At 56.2% G+C, this 21,971-nt stretch carries 26 protein-coding genes and 5 pseudogenes; 21 read left to right on the top strand and 10 right to left on the bottom strand.

Translation table 11 applies throughout. The features are described from left to right. Positions 1–704: 704 nt before the first annotated feature. The 6 genes and pseudogenes from ACQ86N_RS03835 to ACQ86N_RS03860 form a co-directional block, all read left to right on the top strand. Positions 705–2,179, top strand: a pseudogene (locus ACQ86N_RS03835) (M36 family metallopeptidase); the annotation flags it as partial. 45 nt (positions 2,180–2,224) lie between these two features. After that, positions 2,225–2,578 carry a hypothetical protein gene (locus ACQ86N_RS03840; RefSeq protein ID WP_431217976.1) on the top strand — a complete coding sequence of 118 codons (354 nt, stop codon included), beginning with the start codon at positions 2,225–2,227 and terminating at the stop codon, positions 2,576–2,578. A gap of 134 nt (positions 2,579–2,712) precedes the next feature. Continuing rightward, positions 2,713–2,904, top strand: coding sequence for a hypothetical protein (locus ACQ86N_RS03845; protein ID WP_431214024.1), 192 nt, complete (start codon positions 2,713–2,715; stop codon positions 2,902–2,904). Continuing rightward, positions 2,859–3,050 (top strand): annotated as a pseudogene (locus ACQ86N_RS03850) (hypothetical protein); the annotation flags it as partial. The gene ACQ86N_RS03845 and the pseudogene ACQ86N_RS03850, both read left to right, overlap by 46 nt. Before the next feature lie 166 nt (positions 3,051–3,216). Next, the gene (locus ACQ86N_RS03855) at positions 3,217–3,693 is read left to right on the top strand and encodes a T9SS type A sorting domain-containing protein (protein ID WP_431214025.1); all 477 of its coding nucleotides are present in this window, start codon (positions 3,217–3,219) and stop codon (positions 3,691–3,693) included. A 69-nt stretch (positions 3,694–3,762) separates the two neighbouring features. After that, a complete protein-coding gene (locus ACQ86N_RS03860; protein ID WP_431214026.1) occupies positions 3,763–5,139 on the top strand; it encodes an aspartate kinase in 1,377 nt (458 codons plus the stop codon). A gap of 9 nt (positions 5,140–5,148) precedes the next feature. On the opposite strand, the gene ACQ86N_RS03865 is transcribed toward ACQ86N_RS03860, so the two are convergent. The 10 genes and pseudogenes from ACQ86N_RS03865 to ACQ86N_RS03910 all read right to left on the bottom strand — a co-directional run bounded on the left by ACQ86N_RS03865 (position 5,149) and on the right by ACQ86N_RS03910 (position 11,741). After that, positions 5,149–6,066 (bottom strand): lanthionine synthetase LanC family protein, encoded by a 918-nt coding sequence (locus ACQ86N_RS03865; protein ID WP_431214027.1) that lies wholly within the window; start codon positions 6,064–6,066, stop codon positions 5,149–5,151. Next, positions 6,063–6,320: a hypothetical protein gene (locus tag ACQ86N_RS03870; protein WP_431214028.1), complete on the bottom strand. Its 258-nt coding sequence runs from the start codon at positions 6,318–6,320 to the stop codon at positions 6,063–6,065. Before ACQ86N_RS03870 ends, ACQ86N_RS03865 begins: the two co-directional genes overlap by 4 nt. Before the next feature lie 103 nt (positions 6,321–6,423). Beyond that, positions 6,424–6,714, bottom strand: a complete 291-nt coding sequence (locus ACQ86N_RS03875) for a LytR/AlgR family response regulator transcription factor (protein ID WP_431217977.1) — start codon at positions 6,712–6,714, stop codon at positions 6,424–6,426. 114 nt (positions 6,715–6,828) lie between these two features. Beyond that, a pseudogene (locus tag ACQ86N_RS03880) lies at positions 6,829–6,999 on the bottom strand (LytR/AlgR family response regulator transcription factor); the annotation flags it as partial. 162 nt (positions 7,000–7,161) lie between these two features. Continuing rightward, a complete protein-coding gene (locus tag ACQ86N_RS03885; protein ID WP_431214029.1) occupies positions 7,162–7,608 on the bottom strand; it encodes a sensor histidine kinase in 447 nt (148 codons plus the stop codon). Then, the gene (locus tag ACQ86N_RS03890) at positions 7,557–7,883 is read right to left on the bottom strand and encodes a histidine kinase (protein ID WP_431214030.1); all 327 of its coding nucleotides are present in this window, start codon (positions 7,881–7,883) and stop codon (positions 7,557–7,559) included. The genes ACQ86N_RS03885 and ACQ86N_RS03890 overlap by 52 nt, the downstream gene beginning before the upstream one ends. Before the next feature lie 481 nt (positions 7,884–8,364). Then, complete coding sequence (locus ACQ86N_RS03895; protein ID WP_431214031.1) at positions 8,365–8,538, bottom strand: hypothetical protein; 174 nt, start codon at positions 8,536–8,538, stop codon at positions 8,365–8,367. Positions 8,539–8,616: 78 nt separating this feature from the next. Beyond that, positions 8,617–10,476 (bottom strand): thiopeptide-type bacteriocin biosynthesis protein, encoded by a 1,860-nt coding sequence (locus ACQ86N_RS03900; protein ID WP_431217978.1) that lies wholly within the window; start codon positions 10,474–10,476, stop codon positions 8,617–8,619. 19 nt (positions 10,477–10,495) lie between these two features. Further along, positions 10,496–11,155, bottom strand: a pseudogene (locus ACQ86N_RS03905) (lantibiotic dehydratase); the annotation flags it as partial. Positions 11,156–11,165: 10 nt separating this feature from the next. Then, positions 11,166–11,741, bottom strand: coding sequence for a lantibiotic dehydratase (locus tag ACQ86N_RS03910; protein WP_431214032.1), 576 nt, complete (start codon positions 11,739–11,741; stop codon positions 11,166–11,168). 229 nt (positions 11,742–11,970) lie between these two features. Between ACQ86N_RS03910 and ACQ86N_RS03915 the strand changes: the two genes are divergently transcribed. From ACQ86N_RS03915 to ACQ86N_RS03985, 15 genes and pseudogenes are all read left to right on the top strand, one after another. Further along, positions 11,971–13,065, top strand: coding sequence for a carboxypeptidase regulatory-like domain-containing protein (locus ACQ86N_RS03915; protein WP_431214033.1), 1,095 nt, complete (start codon positions 11,971–11,973; stop codon positions 13,063–13,065). Then, positions 13,004–13,441: pseudogene (locus tag ACQ86N_RS03920) on the top strand (outer membrane beta-barrel protein); the annotation flags it as partial. The gene ACQ86N_RS03915 and the pseudogene ACQ86N_RS03920, both read left to right, overlap by 62 nt. A gap of 22 nt (positions 13,442–13,463) precedes the next feature. After that, the gene (locus ACQ86N_RS03925) at positions 13,464–14,375 is read left to right on the top strand and encodes an outer membrane beta-barrel family protein (RefSeq protein ID WP_431217979.1); all 912 of its coding nucleotides are present in this window, start codon (positions 13,464–13,466) and stop codon (positions 14,373–14,375) included. 26 nt (positions 14,376–14,401) lie between these two features. After that, positions 14,402–14,599, top strand: a complete 198-nt coding sequence (locus ACQ86N_RS03930) for a class I lanthipeptide (RefSeq protein ID WP_431214034.1) — start codon at positions 14,402–14,404, stop codon at positions 14,597–14,599. A 34-nt stretch (positions 14,600–14,633) separates the two neighbouring features. After that, positions 14,634–14,831, top strand: coding sequence for a class I lanthipeptide (locus ACQ86N_RS03935; protein ID WP_431214035.1), 198 nt, complete (start codon positions 14,634–14,636; stop codon positions 14,829–14,831). Between the two features lie 35 nt (positions 14,832–14,866). Further along, on the top strand, positions 14,867–15,067 hold the full coding sequence (locus tag ACQ86N_RS03940) for a class I lanthipeptide (RefSeq protein ID WP_431214036.1): 201 nt from the start codon (positions 14,867–14,869) through the stop codon (positions 15,065–15,067). 73 nt (positions 15,068–15,140) lie between these two features. Beyond that, on the top strand, positions 15,141–15,344 hold the full coding sequence (locus ACQ86N_RS03945) for a class I lanthipeptide (protein ID WP_431214037.1): 204 nt from the start codon (positions 15,141–15,143) through the stop codon (positions 15,342–15,344). A 38-nt stretch (positions 15,345–15,382) separates the two neighbouring features. After that, positions 15,383–15,583, top strand: coding sequence for a class I lanthipeptide (locus ACQ86N_RS03950; protein ID WP_431214038.1), 201 nt, complete (start codon positions 15,383–15,385; stop codon positions 15,581–15,583). A gap of 29 nt (positions 15,584–15,612) precedes the next feature. After that, positions 15,613–16,485 carry a lanthionine synthetase LanC family protein gene (locus ACQ86N_RS03955; RefSeq protein ID WP_431214039.1) on the top strand — a complete coding sequence of 291 codons (873 nt, stop codon included), beginning with the start codon at positions 15,613–15,615 and terminating at the stop codon, positions 16,483–16,485. Between the two features lie 351 nt (positions 16,486–16,836). Continuing rightward, positions 16,837–17,922, top strand: a complete 1,086-nt coding sequence (locus ACQ86N_RS03960) for a lanthionine synthetase LanC family protein (protein ID WP_431217980.1) — start codon at positions 16,837–16,839, stop codon at positions 17,920–17,922. Next, positions 17,919–18,203 carry an LLM class flavin-dependent oxidoreductase gene (locus tag ACQ86N_RS03965; RefSeq protein ID WP_431214040.1) on the top strand — a complete coding sequence of 95 codons (285 nt, stop codon included), beginning with the start codon at positions 17,919–17,921 and terminating at the stop codon, positions 18,201–18,203. The genes ACQ86N_RS03960 and ACQ86N_RS03965 overlap by 4 nt, the downstream gene beginning before the upstream one ends. Continuing rightward, entirely contained in the window at positions 18,203–18,520 is a 318-nt protein-coding gene (locus ACQ86N_RS03970; RefSeq protein WP_431214041.1) for a hypothetical protein, read from the top strand. The genes ACQ86N_RS03965 and ACQ86N_RS03970 overlap by 1 nt, the downstream gene beginning before the upstream one ends. Beyond that, positions 18,474–18,836: a hypothetical protein gene (locus tag ACQ86N_RS03975; protein WP_431214042.1), complete on the top strand. Its 363-nt coding sequence runs from the start codon at positions 18,474–18,476 to the stop codon at positions 18,834–18,836. Before ACQ86N_RS03970 ends, ACQ86N_RS03975 begins: the two co-directional genes overlap by 47 nt. Further along, the gene (locus ACQ86N_RS03980; RefSeq protein WP_431214043.1) at positions 18,833–21,145 is read left to right on the top strand and encodes a lantibiotic dehydratase family protein; all 2,313 of its coding nucleotides are present in this window, start codon (positions 18,833–18,835) and stop codon (positions 21,143–21,145) included. The genes ACQ86N_RS03975 and ACQ86N_RS03980 overlap by 4 nt, the downstream gene beginning before the upstream one ends. Then, positions 21,130–21,963: a thiopeptide-type bacteriocin biosynthesis protein gene (locus ACQ86N_RS03985; protein ID WP_431217981.1), complete on the top strand. Its 834-nt coding sequence runs from the start codon at positions 21,130–21,132 to the stop codon at positions 21,961–21,963. The genes ACQ86N_RS03980 and ACQ86N_RS03985 overlap by 16 nt, the downstream gene beginning before the upstream one ends. Positions 21,964–21,971: the final 8 nt, after the last annotated feature.

Consider the following 21,971-nt stretch of genomic DNA (forward strand, 5'->3'; position numbering starts at 1 on the left):
TCACCCAGGCAGACGTCGGCAGCTATTTCATTACCGACGCTTACGCGGACAAAAAGACCGGCCTGTTCATGGTCTACCTGCAGCAGACCTGGTCGGGCATCCCCGTCTACAGAAAGATCGGCGTCTTTGTCTTCCGCAACGATACCCTGGTCTCGAAAACCACCAATTATATTCCCGCAAGGGAAAGAGCGGCAGGACTGTCCCCCACGCCGGCCATCGACCCGACATGGGCCATCAGGGCCGCCGCTACTCATCTGTCGCTGCCCATGTCCCAAACGCCGCGCCTGCTGAACAAGACGGTCCTCCGACAGCATTTTGTCTACAGCGGATCCGGCGTCTCGAACGAGGACATCCCGGCCGACCTCGTGTGGCTCCCCGGCGATAGCACCAGGCGGCTCAGGCTCGCCTGGAACCTCCGTATTGCTACTCCCGACGGCAGCAGCAACTGGTGGATCAGGGTCGACGCCCAGTCTGGTGAGGTTATCGACAAAAGCAGCCTTATCGTCAGCGAGAAGAACAGCAATGACTGCACGCCGGCGACCGCGCCGGCCACCACGCCCGCGACCCGGCCCACGCTGCCTCCGGCAACAAGGCCCGCGCCCACGACCGTACCCGCCGGAAAGTCTTCCGCGATGGCCGAACCCTCCGCCTCATTCGGATCCCCCTCCGCCACCAGCGTCTCCTACCGCGTATATCCCTTCCCGATGGAGTCCGCCAACTTCGGCAACCGTGTCCTTGACCTCAATCCCTGGCTGCGCGCCGGCAGCGGCAATGACGCCGTGACGCTGGGCTGGCACTACGACAATACCAATAACTATAACTATACCCGCGGCAACAACGCCTGGGCAATGACAGATTTCAACGGCAGCTACGATATCGGCGGCTATGCCGATACCTCCACCACGCTGAGCCCCAGCCTGACCTTCGACAAACTGGTCGATACCAGCCAGACGGCGGGGACGTCCGGGAATATCCACGGCGGCCTCGACAATATGTTCTACTGGGTCAACATCATGCACGATATCAGCTACCAGTATGGTTTCGACGAGGCTGCCGGTAATTTTCAGGCCAGCAACCAGGGCAGGGGAGGGGAAGAGAACGACTACGTGCTGGCCTTTGCGCAGGACGGCGCCGGCATCAACAACGCCAACTTTCTTACCCCGCCCGATGGCTACAATCCGAAGATGCGGATGTATCTGTGGGACCTGACCAAGACCACAAAATTGCATATCTCCGCTCCCGCCGCCGCCGCTGGCGACTATAACGCAAGCGAAGGGGACTTCAGCTTCAAGAACAGGCTCGCCGATATCGGCCCCATCACCGGCAGCATCGTATACCTCGCCGACGCCACCGGCGGCACCCATCTCGCCTGCGGCAGTATCAACCCCACACCCAGCCTCACGGGTAAGATCGCGATGCTCGACAGGGGCACCTGCAATTTTACCGTAAAAGCAAAGAACGCGCAGAACGCCGGCGCCATCGCCGTCATCGTTGTCCAGAACTCCGCTGCCGCCATCGGCATGAGCGGCACCGACACCACCCTTACCATTCCGAGCATCATGATATCCCAGGCCGACGGCGCCACGCTGAAGGCCAACCTCACCAGTCTCAGCGGCACCCTTTCTTCCGGCGGTACCTATCGCGACGGCGCCATAGACAACGGCGTCATGGCCCACGAATTCACACACGGTATCTCCAATCGCCTGACAGGAGGCGCCGCCAACGCGGATTGTCTCGTCAATGCCGAACAGATGGGCGAGGGTGGAGCGACTATATGGCCCTGATGGTCACCACCGACTGGTCCGCCGCAGCCGTCACGGATGGCACGAAGAGCAGGGCCCTCGGCACCTATGTGCTGGCCGAACCTGCAACGGGAGGGGGTATACGCACCTACCCCTATAGTACCGATATGTCGGTCAACCCGTGGACCTACGCCATGCTGTCGACGAATACGGGCGGCGAGGTCCACACGATCGGGGAGATCTGGTGCGCCACCATCTGGGACATGACCTGGAATATCATCCAGCAGGAAGGCATCGACGCGGACATCTACCACGGCACCAAAGGAAATAATATAGCGCTACAGCTGGTCGTCATGGGCCTGAAACTGCAAACCTGCAGCCCGGGCTTCCTCGACGGCCGCGACGCCATCCTGAAGGCCGACTCCCTGCTGTACGACAACCGTCACAAATGCGCCATCTGGAACGCTTTCGCGCGCAGAGGCATGGGCAAGAGCGCCATCGAGGGCAGTTCCAACAGCTATACGGACCAGACGGCGGCCTTCGACCTGCCCAAAGGACTGGGTCTGGCAATTACGGCGAACAAGAGCCTGCTTTCGCAGGGCGACAACGTCACCTATACCGTCAAGGCCTCCTGCGACTGCCAGGCGCTGACCAGCATCTCGGTCGTGGATACGCTCTCCGGCAATCTGGCCTATGTCTCGTCCACCGGCGGCAGCGGGTCTACCTATACCGCTCCGGCCGTACACTGGGACAACAACAACTTCTCCGCGGGTGAGACAAAGACATTCACCGTCACGGCGAACGTCACCGGTCAGTATCGTGCCCTGATACCCTGATCTACGATTCGCAGGACCCATCAAAATACACCTGGACGCCATCGGCGATCGGCGCCTATCAGTTCGCCGTCTCGGGCGCAAGAGCGCACACCGGCACGCATTCCTGGTTTGCCACGGATCAGACCAACCAGGACATGCGCCTGACCTCCGGCGACCTGGTGCTCGACACCGCCTCGACACTTTCCTTCTGGCACTACTATGATACCGACCCGGCCTATGACGGCGGCGTTGTGGAGATCTCCACCGACGGAGGCACCACCGGCAGGACCTCGGATCCTATATGTCGGTCAACGGCTACACCGGCGCGCTCGACCCGACCACGCTGAACCTTAGCAACAGACCCGCCTTCTCAGGCAGCAGCGGCGGCTTTATCCAGACGGTCGTGACGCTGAGCAGCTTCGCGGGGAAGACGGCGAAGATCCGGTTCCGATTTGCCAGCGACGCCAGTTTTACCGTCGACGGATGGTATATCGACGATATCCTGCTGACCAACGAGAGAGGCGCTGTGAATCTTACCAGGTCTTTCAACGGCGCCTCGCTGTTATCGACCTCCAGCTTCACGTCCAAATTCGCCGTCGCCCCGCTGCCCGTCAACTTCGTCGGCTTCGAGGCTAAAAAGATCAACGGCTCGTCGCAGCTTGCACTGGACCGTCAACAGCGAGATCGACGCGGAGAAATATATCATCGAACGCAGCACCGACGGCTCCGCCTACACCGCTATCGGAGAAGTGCCGGCGACCAACTCGGGCGACTATTCCTTTACCGACGCCGCGCCGAAGGACGGCAGGGACTACTATCGCATCCGCGAGCAGGACTTCGACGGCAAGCCGACCCTGTCGGTGATCAAGCTGCTGCAGTTCAACAGCAAGTCCTTTGTGGTCAGACTTTCGCCGGTGCCGACCTATACGCACAGCGTTCAGCTCGAGATCGACGCCGACAACAATTCACCCGTGACCGCGACCCTGCTGAGCATGACCGGCCAGACGCTAAAAGTCTTTGTCGTCAGACCCGGTACGAACCAGCTGAATCTTGATAATTTTTCAAAAGGGATGTACTTTTTGAGAATTCGAACTAATACCGACGACACGCAGATCAGGAAATTAATCATTCAATAAACCTGCCATAGGAGGGCCAGAGTATGCAAAAATGTCATAGCTTTGGCCCTCTTTAAAGTAGTTTTTGTAATGTTAACAGTTGAGAAGATAGGCGGCACGTCGATGAGTGCCCTTCAGGAAGTTATTGACAACATTGTTTATTTCGACCGTTCAGGAGACAAATTATACAATCGCGTGCTGGTGGTCTCCGCATTTTCCGGAGTTACCAACATGCTGCTGGAAGACAAGAAGACGGGCGCTCCCGGCGTCTATCACCGCATCGTAAAAAGCGAAAATTTCCACGACTCGCTGAAAGAGATGGTCGCGAAGCTGAAAGAGATCAACAGGAAATACGTAGGTCTGGGGCTGGACCTTGCCGTCGCTGATAGTTTTATAGAGCAGCACGTCGCCAAGGCGCAGACCTATCTGGAGAACCTGGCCAATATTCTCGCCTCCGGCTACGTCAGCCGCGAAGGCATTCTGCAGGCCGCCCGCGAGATCCTCGCCTCCATCGGCGAGACCCACTCCGCCTTCAACCTCACCAATATACTCGTGAAGAAGGGACTCAACGCAAAATTGGTCGACCTCAGCGGTTTTGACGACCAGCGCCCCTTCACCATCGACGAGCGCATCAAGGACGCTTTCTCGGCCATCGACCTTCCCGCCTGCATCTGCATCGTTACCGGCTATGCCAAGGGCACGGAAGGTATCATGCGCGAGTTCGACCGGGGCTACTCCGAGGTGACGTTCTCCAAGATCGCCGAGATCCTCAGGCCGCAGGAAGCCATCATCCACAAGGAATACCATCTTTCTACGGCCGACCCCGCACTCGTCGGCGTCGAGAACGTAAAGCCCGTGGGATACACCAACTACGATATCGCCGACCAGCTGGCGGACGTAGGCATGGAAGCCATCCATCCCAAGGCCTCGAAACCTCTGGAAATTAACGGGATCAACCTCCGTATCAAAAATACTTTCGAACCGGCCCATCCGGGTACGCTCATCACGCGGGAATACGTCAGCGACACGAAAAGGGTGGAGGTCATCACCGGGATGACAAAGCTGATCCTGATCGACGTCTACGACCCGTTGATGGTCGGCAATGTGGGCAGCGACTTCCAGATCATGCAGCTGTTCCATGACCACCATATCAGCTATACGTTCAAGACGACCAGCGCCAACAGCATTTCGATCGCTATATGGGAGGCGGACTTCAAGCAGGAATTGATCGACGACCTGAAGAATGCCTTCGAAGAGGTCACGGTCGAGCCGGTAGCGATGGTCTGCCTGCTCGGCACCAATATGGACCAGCCCGGTCTGCTCGCCAAGAGCGCGGCGGCCCTGGCGGCGGAGAATATCAATATCGTAAGTGCGGGATTTGCGCTGAGGAAGGTCAACTTCCAATTCCTGATCGCGAGAGAAGATTTTAAGGGGGCGATCATCGCGCTGAACAAGGCGATGGGGTAACGCGGGCCCCTACAACAACAACGATCTACTCCACCCCAGCTTACGGTCAGATATATACGAAAGCAGCGAGAAGCCAACCCCCACCAGCCCATCCAGCAGCTGGTGTTCCTTCCCGTCGTACAATCCGCCCGCCATATCCTTCTCCAGATAGATCAGCGTCCTCTCCGTCCAGTACTCATAGGCTTCCTTATAAGCAAGCAGCGACCTCTCGGCGTACAACTGCCGATAGAACTGCGCCAACCCCGACGCCCCGTGACAAAAACTACTGTCGACAACCAACGTCGACCTCTGATCCTTCCGCATCAGCGTCTGCGCCCCGATCAGATCCGCCAGACCCGTCAGCTCCCTATCGCCAAAAGCTTCCCCCGCCCGATAGAACAGCAACACCTGATTGAGGTCTCCATAACACCAGCCCAGCCGGTTGGGAGCCGTGATCTCGGTTGCCTCCTGTCTGAATAGAGTTGGAAAGAAAGAATATTCTTCGTTGGAATAGTCGATATCCATTTTGTACTTCCGGATAAAGCGGATCCCTTCCCGCACGACCTTTTCGATGAGGTCCTTATGAACGGACAGCCGGTAGGCATTCAGGAGGATCAGCAGGATCCCGCTGAGCCCGTGCGAGAGTCCGAAATTGATATAGTCCTCTTCGCCCGTGCGAACGAGATAGTTGCGGAACCAGTATCCGGCGTCCTTTCTGACGGCCCGGTCGCAGAGCGCCCCGATCAGCTGGTCCAGACGGCGCAGGGTGTCAGGAGAAGGCTTCCTGCACGTGAAATAGTGGATGACCCCGATCGCCCCGTGCAGGTAGTCGATAAAGTCTTCGTCCATCTGGTGCAGGGCCATATTGAACAGCGACTCGTCAAGGTCGGCAAATTCGCGGTCGATATCGAAGTCCACGAATCCCTCCTGCTGCAGAACGCTCATCACATAGCCGAGACCCGATCCGCCGCTGCCGAACGATGCACCCGCCAGCCTGGAGACTCGGCGTTCAGACCGGTCATCACCGCGTCCAGCATGTCTTCGGCCTTATTGCCGTATTCCTGCTCGCCGGTTACCTTATAAAGATGGAAATAATAAAAGATCAAACCCAGCTTTCCGTTCAGGAAAGAGTCGTCCCTGCTGCTGGCCCCCCCGATGGCAGCATTTATCCTATCCAGCTGTGTTTGAACGATATGTCTCATTAAAAATCCGGTTTTCTTAGCTTCTGTAAAACTACGCCGGGGGTGTAAATGAGCTACTATTCTACACGAACTGGCCGATTGTCGGTACGTAAACGGTTTTTCGCTACAACAACTTATGTTTCATCGTCTCCAGGAATTCCGTCCGGTAGGTGTCCCCGAGGAGTATTTCCGCCCTGATATTGTTGAGGTGGATCCGGTTGCCTTCGACTGCGGTGATCTTGCGGAGAGAAACAATAAACGACTTGTGTACCCGCATAAAACCTTTTTTCGGAAGACGGTCCTGCAGGTCCTTCATATTCAGCAGCGCCATCGTCTTGTGACCATTGTGAACGATCGCGACATAGTTCTTCATCCCTTCGATATAGTCGATCTCGCCGAGATTGATCTTCAGCATCTTTCCCTTGGACTCGGTCTTCACGAAGATATAGTCGTCTTCGATGGGCTCCTCGGTCGGGCTGGGCGCAGACAGCGTGATCAGGTTGAGCGCCCGCTGGGCCGCCCTCAGGAATCTGGGCAGCGATATAGGCTTCAGCAGATAGTCGACCACGTCCAGATCGAATCCCTCCATTGCGAACTCGCTGTAGGCCGTCGTCAATATTACGCGGGTCTTGCCCTGCATGGCCCGGATAAAATCGAGACCCGAGATCTCGGGCATTTGAATGTCCAGAAAAAGGAGGTCGGGCTTTTTGGTATCTCACCAGGCTGAGCCCTTCTATCGGATTGGCGGTGGCGCCCGCCAGCGTCAGGAAAGGCGTTTGCCGGATGTGGTGGGTCAGAATGTCGATAGCGTGTTGTTCATCGTCGACGATCATGCAACTGATCATGGTAAAATGGTTTTAGATTAAGGTTTATTTATCGTCAGCTCAACAGAATAGTGCTGTTCTTCGTCGGTGACGACCAGCCGGTAGTTCTCGTGGTAGGCGTAGTCCAGTCTTCTGCGGATATTGTCCATTCCTATCCCGTGTCCCAATTCTTTGGGGCCGGTCTTTTTACGGTTGTGAATCGAAAAATGGATCCCCCCGCCACTGCTATCCATACACAGCCGGATTCTCACGGGATCATTCGGATTGATCAGCTCGCCGTGCTTGAAGGCATTCTCGAGCAGCGTGATCAGCACCAGCGGAATGATCCGGACGCTATCGATACTGCCCGTCACAGAAAAGTCGATGTTGAGCCGGTTGCTGAACCGAAGCTCGTTGATCTTGATGACCTTTTTCAGATTGTCGACCTCCCGGCTCAGCAGGACGCGTCCGTTGTTGTCGTCTTCCTGCTCCAGTGAATAGCGCATGATCTCGGAAAGCGTGAGGATAGCGTCGGACAAGTTCGGGCGAGGACGCGCAGTGATTTGGCGTAGAAGAAATTCAGGGTATTGTGCAGAAAATGGGGGTTGATCTGGCTCCTCAAAAAGGAGTATTCGGCCATCAGCGTCTCCTGTTGTGCCTGCATGCTTTTCTTTTCTGCGATCCGCAGCTCTTTCTGCCGCCTGATCGACTGGAAGGCGAAATAGTAGCCGAAAGAAAAGGCGGAGTAATTGAAGAACACCCACAGGGACGCGACGAGCATGCGAACCGCATTGAACGCAGGGACCGTCGAGTTGGCCAGGAGTAGCGGCGCGATCCGGTACCCGATAAGATAGGCCAGCGTAACGTAGGAAAAAAGAGCACGATCTCCGCGAACACCAGGCGGATATATCTCCGGGAAGGCAGACAGCGGAAGAAGACAAATGCGCTGCCATAAAAAACATAGATCCCGGGCAACTGGGTCAAAAGGATATCGGCGACATTGATCGGGAGATTGGGATGCTGGGTCACCTTTTGCAGGGTCCCAAGGAGCATGTAGGCCAGCCAGGCTATGGCATGGAGCAAAACGACCCGGTATTTTTTTTCGCCAGATAAGGTGATCATACTTTGCACGTCCTCTTCCCAAATATAGTAAAAATTGCGCTCCATCAATATTGGTTTGAATCGGTGACCTGGACCAAACTACTACGGGAGTCCAGACTTCGCTGGCTCCCGCGGGTAGCAAAAAGTAAAGGACGGCAGTACTATGGTGTGACGATGCCAGTCGCGCCGGTGATCGTATCGCATTCCGGAATGGTCGATACTACAGTCGGAATGACGTAATTCCTGATCCCGTTGTCGCTGGCGACGGTGTTTCTGATGACGGAGATAACGACTTTCTCAAAGGACAGTTTCTTGGGTTCGCGTTGTGTTGTCATGGCTTTAAAGTTAAATGGTTTGTGTTTGAGTTTTTTGTCTGCGTTTGTATAGTAAAGATAGTACGCAGAATACCCGGTCTAAAATTCGTTACACAAATCACTCTTTTCGATATACGAACGCGTCACATAATTTCTGCAGAGGAAATCGTATATAACTAACTCGTGTAGCCGAGAGTCGGAAGTGACGATCCTGTTCACCATCATATGTATATAGCTTCCCAGCAGACTGGTCAGCGAAACCTCGAGTTTTCCTTCGGCCACCAGCGAGTTGATGCGGTCGGCGATGGGCTGCATTTGCGCGGACCTTTCTTTCAGTACCGACACCAGCGGATACCACCTTCCGTCCAGCGGTCCCGCGCCTTCCATGAGTCCGGCGATATCGATCCTGTACGATCTGTATTTGTCGTTGAGCTGCGTCTTCAGCTGCTTGTCGAGACGGAACTCGACGGCAAAAGCGTCCCGCAGGTGCTGCAGCAGGGCTAGCCTTTCCGCGGCGCCCAGGCCAAAGCAGTCCAGCAGGTGGTCGATGGCGGGAAGCGCCCACATCCATCTCACCGTACCCCTTTCTTCTTCCGGGGTATGGGCCAGCATCTTCAGACAGGCCTCGCTGTCGCAGTGGAACAGCGATTCGGCCAGACCGGTAGCGAGCCGCCCGTATCTTTCCAGCTCGCGCGTATATGTCTCCGTCTGCAGGCGCCAGATATAGCCGTCGTTCTCGAAGCCCTGCAGCCAGGAATGCACGATCAGGATCACGTCTCCGATATGACGGGTGTCTTTGAGGCGAAACCTCACTCGCAGATGAAACTCCGGGTCGTTATACCGGATAAAGAACCATTTGTCGATGAGCCCGAACTGCCGGAGCTCTTCCGTCAGCGGAGCGATGGCCTCTGTAAGGATCCTGTCGGCTGACCGGATGCCGCAATAAAGTTTGAAATAGAGCCATTCCGAACCCAGCGTAAAATCTCTCTTTTCTGCTGTCTCCTCCGCCGCAGCCGGCCGCTGCGCCGCACCGGCTGCATAGCTACTGCTATTGCGGTGCAGCACCGCGATGAACTGACCCGAATAGACTGCCCCATTCCCGTCGCTGACGATCCCCTCCGGACGAATGAATTCTTTCAGCAAAAAATTTTCCCTGCCACGGACACTATCCAGGAGAAGCCGCACCATCGTCATATCCCCGAGGTCCAGGGGCAGCTCGTTATCCCCTTCGCAAAGCAGCACCTGCGCCGGCAGTCCCCATTTCGCACGAAGTTCCGCAACACGTGCAGCCAGCTCCCCCGCAGCCCATGTCCTTCCAACCTTCGATATCCTTCGACGCGGAAGATTCCAGCTGGCCAGCGACAGGATTACATTTCTATAACTGACGCGCGGCAGATGAGCGTGCTGCATTCTCAGGCTTCCCCAGCTGAACGTCAGGCTGGATTTTTTGCCCTGCGTCTGCAGGTCACAGAGCAGGCGATACACAGGCAGCGTGCTCAGTGCATAGTTGTGTGCGGTGCTCAGCCGCGGGACGATCGTTTTTCCCAGCCGGCGCGACCGGAGCACGACCTTTCCATTCTTCACGGACATATACAGGTCCTGCAGGTCGAGCTGAAATTCTTTTTCCACCGACGACTGCGCGAGATAGGGTATCTCGTACGCACGAAAGGCGGGATGAAGAAGGATATTCCCCGTCCTCGATTCCGGAAGATGCGCGATCTCGGCAAACACGACGTCCGGGTCCTGCTGCTGCTCGCCACAGGCGATATCTGTGGCCAAATCATTTATAGCCGGGTCGGCGTGGGCAAAACGGCCGAGGAGGTTGACGGCGCTCGACCCACCGGCGAGTTCGAGATAGACAGAGTCGGAGCCGGCGCACCGGAACATCACCGGCAGCGACGCCGGCAGGTCCCCCGACGGGGCCGGCAGTTTTCGCAGGTCCTCGTCCGTGAGACGGATGCCGGTCCCCTTCGCCCTCGGCTTCCTCCAGCCGCTGGTGCAGCAGCATCTCCACTTGCCCCCACCCCAACTTTTGTTCCGGAGTGGCCGTGCTGATCTGCAGGTCGCCTACCAGCGGACAGACGCCCATGCCACTGCCTTCGAGATAGCCGATGCCCGTCTCCGTATCCAGCACTTCGGGAAGCGACATCTCCTTGTCCCCATAGCGCTGCGTATACCGGCTGGCAAACGACCGGAGGGCCTCTCCACTTCTCGCCGGAGAAAGCCTGTCGAGCGCGTCCAGCGCTTCCGTGATCCGCGTTTGGACACCGGCGGGCATACCGCCCTCAGGCGCGAGTACCGCGTCGGTCTGGAACAGCCTGCTTTCATTATAGGCAACGCCAAGTCCGTCCAGTTGCTGCATGATCGACTTATACCAGGAGAGGTCTCCGCTGCGGTCTTCGTCCAGCCGGTCGAGAAGGAGCCGGACATGATTCAGCGCGCGCAGAACGGCCTTTATTTCCGGCGCGTCTTCCGAGACCACTCTCCGAAGGGTGACGAGCAACTGCTCCATATATTCCTTACCCGTTATACAGGGCTCCAGTTCGCTGACCAGCAACTGGCTGCTGATCAGTTTGTCTACATATTCTCCCGCGTCGCGCGCCGGGATATCGTCCTTCATCAGGAATTCGGTGAGCACTGCCGGATGGTCACGCCTTCTTCCGCCAGACCGCGGATGGCCTCCAGATAGTCGTTGGTGACGACCGAACTGATATGATAGCTGCGCGTTCCTCGGAATGCGCGTACTCTACATAGCGCAGCTCTTTGCCGATACGGTACAGACTATTATTGGGAAAATACAGCAGGCGGCTCCTCAGCAATGGCTGCGCCGAAAGATGCCGGGCCAGCGCGCAGAGATACTGCATATCCAGCCGGGTATGGCGCCGGACGCCTGTGCTGTCCATCCGGATGGCCGCACCGTCCTCTCCCCACTGCGTCACGGCACAACCGGAGAAAAGGCCGAAGGGCGTACACCTGCTGCTCATGCGCAGATAGTATTTGCGCACAGACCGCATCAGCCTGTCCACATCCTTTTTGGCCGTAAGCGTTCCGTTCTTCCATTTGATACATTCTTCATATAGTACGGTGGAGGCGAGGTAGAGGGCTTCGAGAAAAATGGGGTCCTGCAAAAGACGGTGGGTGTCGATATCCTGACCAGATTGGGGCAGCGGTAGCAGTGGAGTTCTGATGACCAGACGACGATCAAAGGAATAAGGAATTGGCATGGTGGATAGAGTTTTATCTAATATATATCCTTGCTGACCACCGGCATAATCGACTGTACGAACGGGCCGATTCGCGGTACCAACTCAGGAGGCCTCCCCGGGTGCCAACGCCACTGCAGCCAGAGGACAGTAAGGCGTTCGTACGGCGAAACAGCTTGTAGATGTATCAAATTTCCAAAGGGGTGTCCGCGATCTATTTTCGAATCAGCAAACACAAAAATCCCAGATCATGACACACCAACATCACCTCCTTCGGCCGCTGCCCCTCCTGATCGGGCTAGCCCCGGCAAGTTCTGCAACCCCGGGGCAGACCAGCCTGAAGGGGCGGGTCACGGACAACGGAAACAATCCCGTAGGGTTCGCCAACGTATCGTTGAAGGGCGGCGAGACAGCCGTCAACACGGTATCGGACAGCCTGGGACGCTATTCCTTCTCCAATCTCAAGCCACAAAACTATACCCTCGTCATCAGCTTCCTGAAAAGCGCAAGGACGATGACCATCCAGCTGAATCATGACACAACGATCGACGCGGCCCTCGACGTCTCCGAAAAAAGCCTTGCAGGCGTCACCGTCAGCGGAAGAAAGCCCCTCATCGAAAGAAAGGTCGACCGCCTGGTCTTCAACGTAGACAATTCGGTTGCCGCGACCGGAGGAGACGGCCTGGATGTACTAAAGATCACGCCGGGAGTAAAAGTCACCGACGACCAGCTGCAGATCATCGGCAAGAGCACCCTCAAGGTGATGGTCAACGGGAAATTCGTCCAGCTCTCGGGAGACAACCTGATCGCCTATCTCCGGAGCCTGCCGGCATCCAGCATCCAGTCCATAGAGGTGATCACGACCCCGCCGGCGAAATACGAGGCCGAGGGCAACAGCGGACTGGTGAATATCGTACTGAAGACCGCGCGGCTGGACTCGTGGAATGCCTCCGTCCGGGGTTCGCTCACGCAGAACTCGCTGCTGGGATACGGCGCGGGAGGCAGGATCGACTACCAGAAAGGCAGGCTATCCCTTTTCGCAGACGCCGGCAACGCGGAATACCAAAAGACCAACCACTACCACAACGAAATATATTATCCCGTCCAGACCTGGTCCAGCGATCGCGCTACACCGTCTTCCTTTAAAAACACCTATGCGAGGGTCGGGATCGACTATGCCCTTACACACCGATGGTCGGTCGGCGGCCAGTACGAAGGGGACTTCAGCCGCTCATCGCTAAACACCAGCTCGACGACCACTATCCTCAGCAGCGCGCAGCCAGGTGGACAGCTTTATCCGGTCGCAGGGCTATACCCAGTCCCGGAACACCGGCAACTCCTATAATATTCACAGCATCTATAAGATCGACTCTTCCGGCCGCCGGCTGTCGGTAGACCTCGACCTCTTCGACAACCACGGCAGCACCGGCGGGTATATGAGCGGTCTCAACCTCTATCCCACCTCCAAACCCATCGGTAACTCCGACTTCAGCAATTCGAACACCAACAACAGCTCGATCCGCAACTATTCGGCCGGCGCCGACCTCGAATGGCCGACGAAATGGGCCAGCCTGGACCTCGGCGGAAAAATATCCTCCAACGCCGTCGACAACGACTACCGCTTCACCAGCACCGGCGGGGTGTGGGATACCGACCAGAACAACCTCTACCGGTACAAGGAGGATAAACAGGCCGTCTATATCTCCGGCTCCCGGAAATTCGGCAGCCGCCTCGGAGACCCAGCTGGGGCTAAGGGCCGAGAATACCCGAACCTCCGGCTATTCCCGCGACTCCGACTCCACCCACACCAACAGCTACCTGAAATTTTTTCCCACGGCCTATCTTACCTGGCACCTGGGCGACAATAGATCACTATCCGCCGCTTATAACAAACGGCTCGACCGGCCCGGCTTCGGGATGCTCGATCCGTACAGGACCTACCTCAACTCGCAGACCAGCGCCCAGGGCAACCCGCTGCTGCAGCCATCCTTCACCGACAACGCCGAGCTGGTCTTAAATTTCGGCAACAACGAGACAAAACTCTACTACTCCTATACGACCGGAGGATTCGACCAGATCGCCTATATCGACCCGAACAACAATACTACGAGCTATACCTACGAGAACTACCTGAGATCCCGCACGTGGGGCATCGAACAGTCCCTCAGCATCAAACCGACGAACTGGTGGACCTCCAGCAATACCGTCAACCTCAGCTATTATCAGAACCGGTCGACCAATCCCTCCACCCCGCAGAAAGCCGACCTGCTGTCCGGCTACTTCTCGACCAGCAACGACCTTACCCTCAATCACAAAAAGAACCTGTTCTTCTCCCTGGGATACTGGTACAACCTGCCGCAGGTCAGCGGAGTGACGCATATCTCGGCCATGGGATCCCTCTCCGCCTCCTTCAAGGCCCTGCTCTTCGACAAGAAGGTGACCGTCGGACTGTCCGCCACCGATATCCTGAAGACACAGCTCGCGACCTGGAAATATGCCTCCAACGATATACAGGCTTCCTCGCGGAACTATTTCGACGCCCGGCAGGTAAGGCTCTCCGTCAGCTACAAATTCGGGAATAAGAATATCAGCGTAAAGAAAGAGACTTCGGCAACCAGGAAGATCGCAGCAGATCAGGCAACTAACAGTCACTAACCATTCATCTATATAAAATAAAAAAAATGAAACCTTCAAAGCTCAAGCTCGACAAGAACAAGCCGTTGAAGCTGGACAAGGAAGCGATAACCAAGCTGCAGGAGACGCAGCTGGCCAATATCAAAGGCGGCAACGCCGATGTGATCGATTCCTGTCTCGCCGACTCCTGTATCAAGTCCTGCAATCAGAACAGCTGTAACCACGCAGCCATCGAAAACATTTAGTAAACTCTTTTTTCACCATTTAAATCAAAACAAAATGAAACAAAGCAAAATCAAGCTCGACAAGAGCAAAGGTCTGAACCTCGACAAGGAAGCAATCACCAAACTGCAGGAATCTCAGATCGACGGCGTCAAGGGCGGTAATGCCGAAGTAGTTGGCTCATGCGCCGACGTCTCCTGCACGAAATCCTGCGCTGAGCAGAGCTGTAACACACACGCCGCTCTCGACGCCTAGTAAACAATTTTTATTCACCAACAAAAGCGATCGACATGACACCAAAGAAGATCAAGCTCGACCAGAACAAAGGCCTCAATCTGGACAAGGAAGCAATCACCAAGCTCCGGGAAACCCAGATCGAGAACATCAAGGGCGGAAACGCTCAGGAAGTAGGCACCTGTGTGGACGTCTCCTGTACCGCATCCTGCAACAAGGGATCGTGCAACACCGGCGCGGCTGAAGCTGCTGCGTAGCACAATATAGGGGCGTTAAGAGTGGCGATCCCATTTGATACGCCCCTATTATTCACCAATCAAACAATTAAAAATGAAAAGGAAGATCAAGTTAAAAAAGACGCTTTTCTTTCTCGACAAAGAGTTCATCACGAAACTTCAGGAGACGCAGATCGCCCATATCAAAGGCGGGAACGTCCCGACCAACCAGAACTCCTGCTACGTGCAGTCCTGTACGGGTACGGGCCCCGGAGGCACCAAGTCCTGCAACAACAATAGCTGCGACATCCCGGAATAAGCAATCAACCATCTATTTAACAAAATCAATCATTGTTTATGAAACAGAAGAAGATCAAGCTCGAACGCAGACTCACCCTCGACAAGGAGTCCATCGTCAAACTGCAGGAATCCCAGCTGGCGCACATCAAAGGCGGCAACTTCGCCGAGGCCCTGCCCTCCTGCGCTGCCTTTACCTGCAACCAGTCCTGCGACAAGAATACCTGCAATGGAGTCGCAGAGCCTGTCAACGACCTCTAACCTTTTCTTTCCATCTAAAAAGAACAGCCATGAAAGACAAGATAATCGAACAAATAAAGGAGGCTATCGGAAATAAGTTCCCGATCCTTTCGTCGATGGGCGTGTGCAACGGGCTGGCCGGTGTGTCTCTGTTCTACTATTATTACGCGACGTACAAAAAGGACCCCGACTACCTGGAGATGAGCGTCCGGTTCCTCGAAGAGTCCATCGACGGGCTCAACGACTGCTACAACGGAACCACCATCCTTCGGGACATCGTGGAGATCGGTACGCTGCTCAACTTCTACGCGAAGGAGAACGTGATCGACAGATCCGACATCGACTTTTTCTATATCAACTTCGATGATACGCTGGTGTCCTTTTTCAGGGAGAGCCTCTCGGCGGCCGACCTCAGCCCCATCTCCGGCGCCATCCACTACGGCTACTATTTCATCGACCGGCTTCGCGACAAGGACTTCTCGGCCGAACTGAATAACCTGATCGACCGAATCGAAGAACTTTCCTGGACCGATGCCAAAGGCATCTACTGGTACTCCAGCATCGAACGCCGGGGACACCACCTGATCGAACTGGGAGGCTCGCACGGCATCGCGGGTATCGTCAGCTTCCTCCTTCACGCCTGGGACAACGGGATCCAGCGGGACCGCGTCGGCCAACTCATCACCGGCGCCCTCGAATACCTGCTGCAATTCCGTCACGAGGACAGCAGCCTGTATACCTTCCCTTTCGACACCACCGAAAAAGGGCCAACCCCGGGATCAACCTGGCATACGGGGACCTCAGCATCGGCTATGCCTTCTATAAGGCGGGCAAACTGCTCGGCATCGACAAATACAAACTGGCCGGCATCGAGATCATCACCAAGTCGGGCAACGTCAGGGACGACAAGGGCGCATTCGTAAAGGACGCGATCCTGCTGTACGGCTCCGAAGGCATCAGCTCGTTCTTCTCCCTCTTCAGAAGCGAGCTGTCGACCGACCGGTTCGACGACGCTATCCACTACTGGAAGGACAAGACGCTCGGCTTCAACAACCACAGAAATGAGTTCGCCGGCTACAGGTCCTACTTCAACCAGTTCGACGTCAATACGCCCCTGTCGCTGATGAACGGTATCATCGGCATCGGGATCTCCCTGATGGCCGAAGAGATCGGCCCCAACGGCTACGAATTCCTCAAATATTTAAGATATACGTTATGAACACCGCCATCGACGATATCCTCGGCGAACTGCATTCCGAAATTACCGGCGCCGACTGGCTGGGACTGCAGGACGACGGACTGCTGGGGGGCAAGCTGGGCCTGGTCTATTTTACCACACCCTCTACAGGCAGTCGGGAGACGCCTTCTACCGGGACAAGATAGACGAGATCCTTTCGCACCTGCTCGACGAAATAGCAGACAACCGCAGCAGCGTGCTGCTGAGGTCCTCCCTAATGAGCGGTTTGACGGGGTTCGGGTATATCCTGCACCTCCTCGCGGAGGACGGCATCATCGACGAGGGGTTCCTGGGCCAGCTGGACGCCATCAATGACCTGGCCCTCAACGAATGCCTGCTGCTCATCGGGAACAGTAACTTCGACTTTTTCAACGGGTCCATCGGCATCCTCTTCTATTTTACGGTCATCGGCAGCCGGGAGAACGTGGCGATGATCGTCGACAGGCTCTACGAGGCATTCATCGCCGGCGACGGGACCTTTTACAACAACGCGGGCTACCTGGAAGGCATCCACCTCGGATATGCGCACGGGCTCCCGGCCATCATAAAAGTACTGGATGGGGTGAGGGACAACGAAAAGAGCGACCTCATGATCCGCCGCCTGCTGGAAGGCCTTCAGGAGATCGTCAAAGGCGCGGACGTGACCCTGGCCGAACGCCGGTACTACCTGCCGCGGAGCATCCACAGGGGCGCCGCGGAACAATACGAACACAACTGGCGGCCGGTGCTGGCCTGGTCCAACAGCGACCTCAACTTCTCCACGCTGGTGTATTCGATCGACGCCAGGCGCGGGGGCGCATACCTTCCCCAGGCGCTGGATCTGGCGAGGGGTACCACCGACAGAAGACATGAGTCTCAGACGCGGGTCTGGGACTACCGCTTCAATTTCGGCAGCGCGGGCGTAGCCCAGATGTACGGGAGGCTGTACAAGGAGACCGCCGACCCGCAGCTACAGGAAGCTTACCGGTTCTGGATAGACGAAAGCATCCGGCTCTACAGGGAGCCCGGAAAAATAAAAGAGCACAAGCTCAGTCTCATCGATAACCTGCCGGGCCTGTACCTGGTACTATTAGAATACAGCAACCCCGCCGTTGCCGGCTGGGACAAAATCTTCCTGTTATGACAAACGTAAAAATAGGGATCCTCGAGCTTGGGTACCGGACGGGTTCCGACTCGTTGTCCATCGTCAACGACATCCTGCAATACGGGATAAAGGCAGAGGAACTGAATTTCTCCCGGCTCTGGCTGGCGGAGCACCACAATGCGCATCCGCTGCATCCCTATACCAACCCCGAAATAGTCATGACCCTGCTGGCGGGCTTTACCGACAGGATCCGGATCGGCTCGGCCGGCGCGCTCATCGGCTACAGCTCCCCTATTTTCTGGCCAGTAACTACAAGTTGATGAACAATCTGTTCAACGATCGCATCGACTTCGGCTTCTCCAAAGGCCGGCCGGCCAACTACTCCAAACACGACTATTTTGGAGGCAAGGGCCAGGAGCATATACAGCTGTTCCGGAACAACCTCAACGATATCTGCGACCTCTACCTCAACGAGAAGACAAAATACGAGGAACAGGATATCGTACTTCCTCCCTTCGCCGGCCAGCTTGCCCCAGCTGTGGTACCTCTCCAACAGCTATACCGACGCGACACTGGCCATCGCCAAAAGAATGAATTATTGCCGCTCGCTGATACACGGCCTCGGCATCCTCAATAAGAACTATCATAAAGACCAGCTCGACGAGTACCGGGGACGATTCTGCGAGGCCCACGGCTACTGCCCCGGCACGTCGATCGCCATGGCCGTCAGCTTTACAAAGACCGCCGAAGAGATCGCGGAGACCGAGTCCCGCGCCGTCAATCCGCGCGAGGCCTTCTCTGTCATCGCCGTAACTCCCGAATCCCTCGGCGCACTCGTAGAGACATACAAGGACCTCTACGGCATGGACGAGTTTGTCATCTACGACACCGAAATGGACCCGGTCAGAAAAACGGAAAACCTTTTTAAAATCAGTGAAACCTTTGACTTATGATCAACAGCGCCATCTTTAAAGACAAGATCCTCCGGGAGCCCCTGTTCTCGCTCGACCACCTGCTCCGGATCCCGGAAGAGAAAAAGGCCTTCGACGCCTTTGTGGACTCCCTGTATGACAATATCCGTTTCAGGGACGCGATCTTTCTTTCTTCGCCCGAGTTGTTCCGGGAATGGGAGAAGGTGAGACAGGGCAAGGACAGAGGGACGGTGAGCCTGTCGATCATGAAATTCTTCCTGCGCAGCATTTCCAATACAGTGCCGTTCGGGCTCTTCGCCGCGTATTCGGTCAACAACGAAGCACCCGGGCACGCCGCGACCGCCGGAGAGTTCACGCGGTTCAGCGATATCGACTCGGACTACCTGATCAAGCTGATCGCCCGGCTGAACGACCACCCCGCCGTGAAAAAGATCGTCCGCTTTCGCAACAACAATACCATCTATCAGGTCGGCGAAAAATACCGCTATATCGAACCCAGCGTCGTCAACCGCAAGCTCAACTATACGCTGACGTCGATAGAATTCAGCGAAGTCGTGAGGCTGCTGCTCGACCTCAACCGGCAGGAACTGGCGTTCGACGAACTCGTCTTGGCCGTCGTAGACAACGTGGAGGACGTGGACGCGGAGACCGCCGCGGGATTTATCGACGAACTCATCCGCTCGAAAGTATTTCTGAGCAGCCTCGAGCTGGCGCTCAACGAAGGAGACCTGCTCGACCAGGTGATCCGGGTGCTGGAAGACGCGGGCGGGATGGTGCGCAGCGACGAATACCTCAATATAGTCATTGAGTCGCTGACAGAAGTCCGGGACAGGCTGATCGCGCTGGACCGCGAGGTGTTCAACGACCACGAGTCCTATACGGCGATCTTCGCCGCGCTCGAAAAGATCGGCATCGAATTCGATCGCAAGCTGATCGTGTGCTCGAACCTCCGCAGGAATGGCGCGAAATTCGAAGACCTCGAAGGGAAGGTGCAGCAGCTGATCGGCGCCCTCGAACGACTGTCTCCTCCTCCGTCGGGCAACGACAACCTGGTCAAGTTCAGAGAGCGGTTCTACCGCCGCTATGAAGACGCCGAAGTGCCGCTGCTGGAAGTACTGGACAACGAACTGGGCATCGGCTATCTGCCCGACCTCGAAGAACATTTTGTCTTCTCGGACCTCACCGACAATATCGAGCTGCCGGCCAAAAAGGTGACGCAGCAAAAGATCACCATCACCCCCGCGATATATCAGTTCTGGCAAAACTGCCTGCTGTCGGGCGAAAAGACCATCGACCTGAAACAAAAGGACCTCAGCTGCTTCGGGACGGAGTCGACATCCCTTGGGACCTTCTCGGTCATGTTCAGCTACGCCAATGGCCGGATCTCCCTGAAAAATGCGGGCAATTCGAGCGCGACCATGCTGCTAGGGCGATTCAGCTCGCGGGATAACTCGGTAAGAGATATGCTCAACGGAATAGCCGACGTCGAAGCCGGGTATTTTAAAAATGAAGTGCTGGCCGAGATCGTACACCTTCCCAACAACCGGACCGCCAACGTGACCATCCGGAACATACGGCGCAAGGCCGAGATCAGCATCCTCTCGAAGAATTCGGGACACGCGGAGAATATTCTGCTGGAAGACCTGGGCGTCAGCGTAAAGGGCGACAAGATCGTACTACGGTCCAGGACCAGCGGGAAAGAGGTCATTCCCTTCCTGACCTCCGCGCAGAACTACAGTTTCGACTCCCTGCCCGTCTACCAGTTCCTCTGCGACCTGCAGATGCAAAGCAGGAGGAATTATTTCACGCTCCATTTCGGTGGGCTGAGGCTTGGAATGATCGACTTTTTCCCAAGGGTCAGCTACGGAGACGATATCATCCTGCGCAAGGCCAGCTGGAGACTGAGGAAGAGTGAAGTGCTGAAGCTGGCGGGCTCCAAAGCCGAAAAAATAACATCCGATCAGCTGCTCGCCTATGTGCAAAAGGCGGAGCTACCCAAATACGTCTACTTTACCGAAGGCAATGAGGATAAGATGATCATCGACACGACCAACCGGACCCTGCTCGAGATCCTCGTCCAGGAGATCAACAAAAGGAGTATGTCGAGACGGTGGAATGCATCTACGATATCACCGAAGAACAGAACTACGCCAACGAATACATCTATTCCTGCTATTCGAAGAACGAGATCCCCGTGGGCCGGGCGGGTGGGGCAGGGCAGAAGGAGGTTCGCAGACAGTTTGTACCCGGCGACGAATGGCTCTATTTCAAACTCTATACGGGCCGTGTCACCGCCGACAATATCCTCATCGGCATGCTCACGCCGCTGATGAAAGATCTGCTGGGTCAACAACTGATCGACAAATGGTTCTTCCTCCGCTATAACGACCCCGACTTCCACCTTCGCGTCCGTCTGCACCTGAAGGACCTGGCCGCGATCGGCCCCGTCATATCCCGGATCAACAACGCATTCCGCGCACCGCTGGACGAAAAGAAGATCTGGAAGCTGGAGTTCTCGACCTACAATCGCGAGCTGGAACGGTACTACTGGGACAATATCGAGCGGACCGAGACCCTTTTCTTTTATGACAGCGAGTTCTCCTTGTCGCTGCTGGCATGGCTGCGGCTGAACAGACAGCCGGAAAAGGTCTGGCTATATATCCTCCGGTCGGTGGATGCGCTGTTCGACGCCTTCAATATCCCGCTGACCGAAAAGCTCACGATCGTCTCCGGGATGTTCAATTCCTTCTGGCTCGAATTCGGCGGCGACAAGGGCGTTCGCCAGCAGATCGCCAAAAAATACCGGCAGTACTACCCGGATATCGAACGCGTGTTCGGCGACCTGCCGCCGGGCCTCGAAGACATCTTCCGGAGGCGCGCGAACAAGCTGGGTACGCTGGTCTTCGACGGCTATAGTCACGCGCAGGTGGTCAATCTCTTGTGGAGCTATATCCATATGAACGTCAACCGTCTGGTCAGGTCCAGCCCCAGATTTCACGAGATGGCCATCTACGGGCTGCTGGAGAAGCAGTATAGCCGGAAAGTGGCGCTGGCCAACCAGGCTCTGAACGCGGGCCAGGCTCTGAACGCGGGCCAGGCTCAGAACGCCAACCAGCGGCAGGATGCCGCGGAAGCACTGCCCGTATAACAACTATT

The organism is Puia sp. P3 (genome assembly GCF_050632245.1).
In the GTDB taxonomy this organism is placed as follows: domain Bacteria; phylum Bacteroidota; class Bacteroidia; order Chitinophagales; family Chitinophagaceae; genus Puia.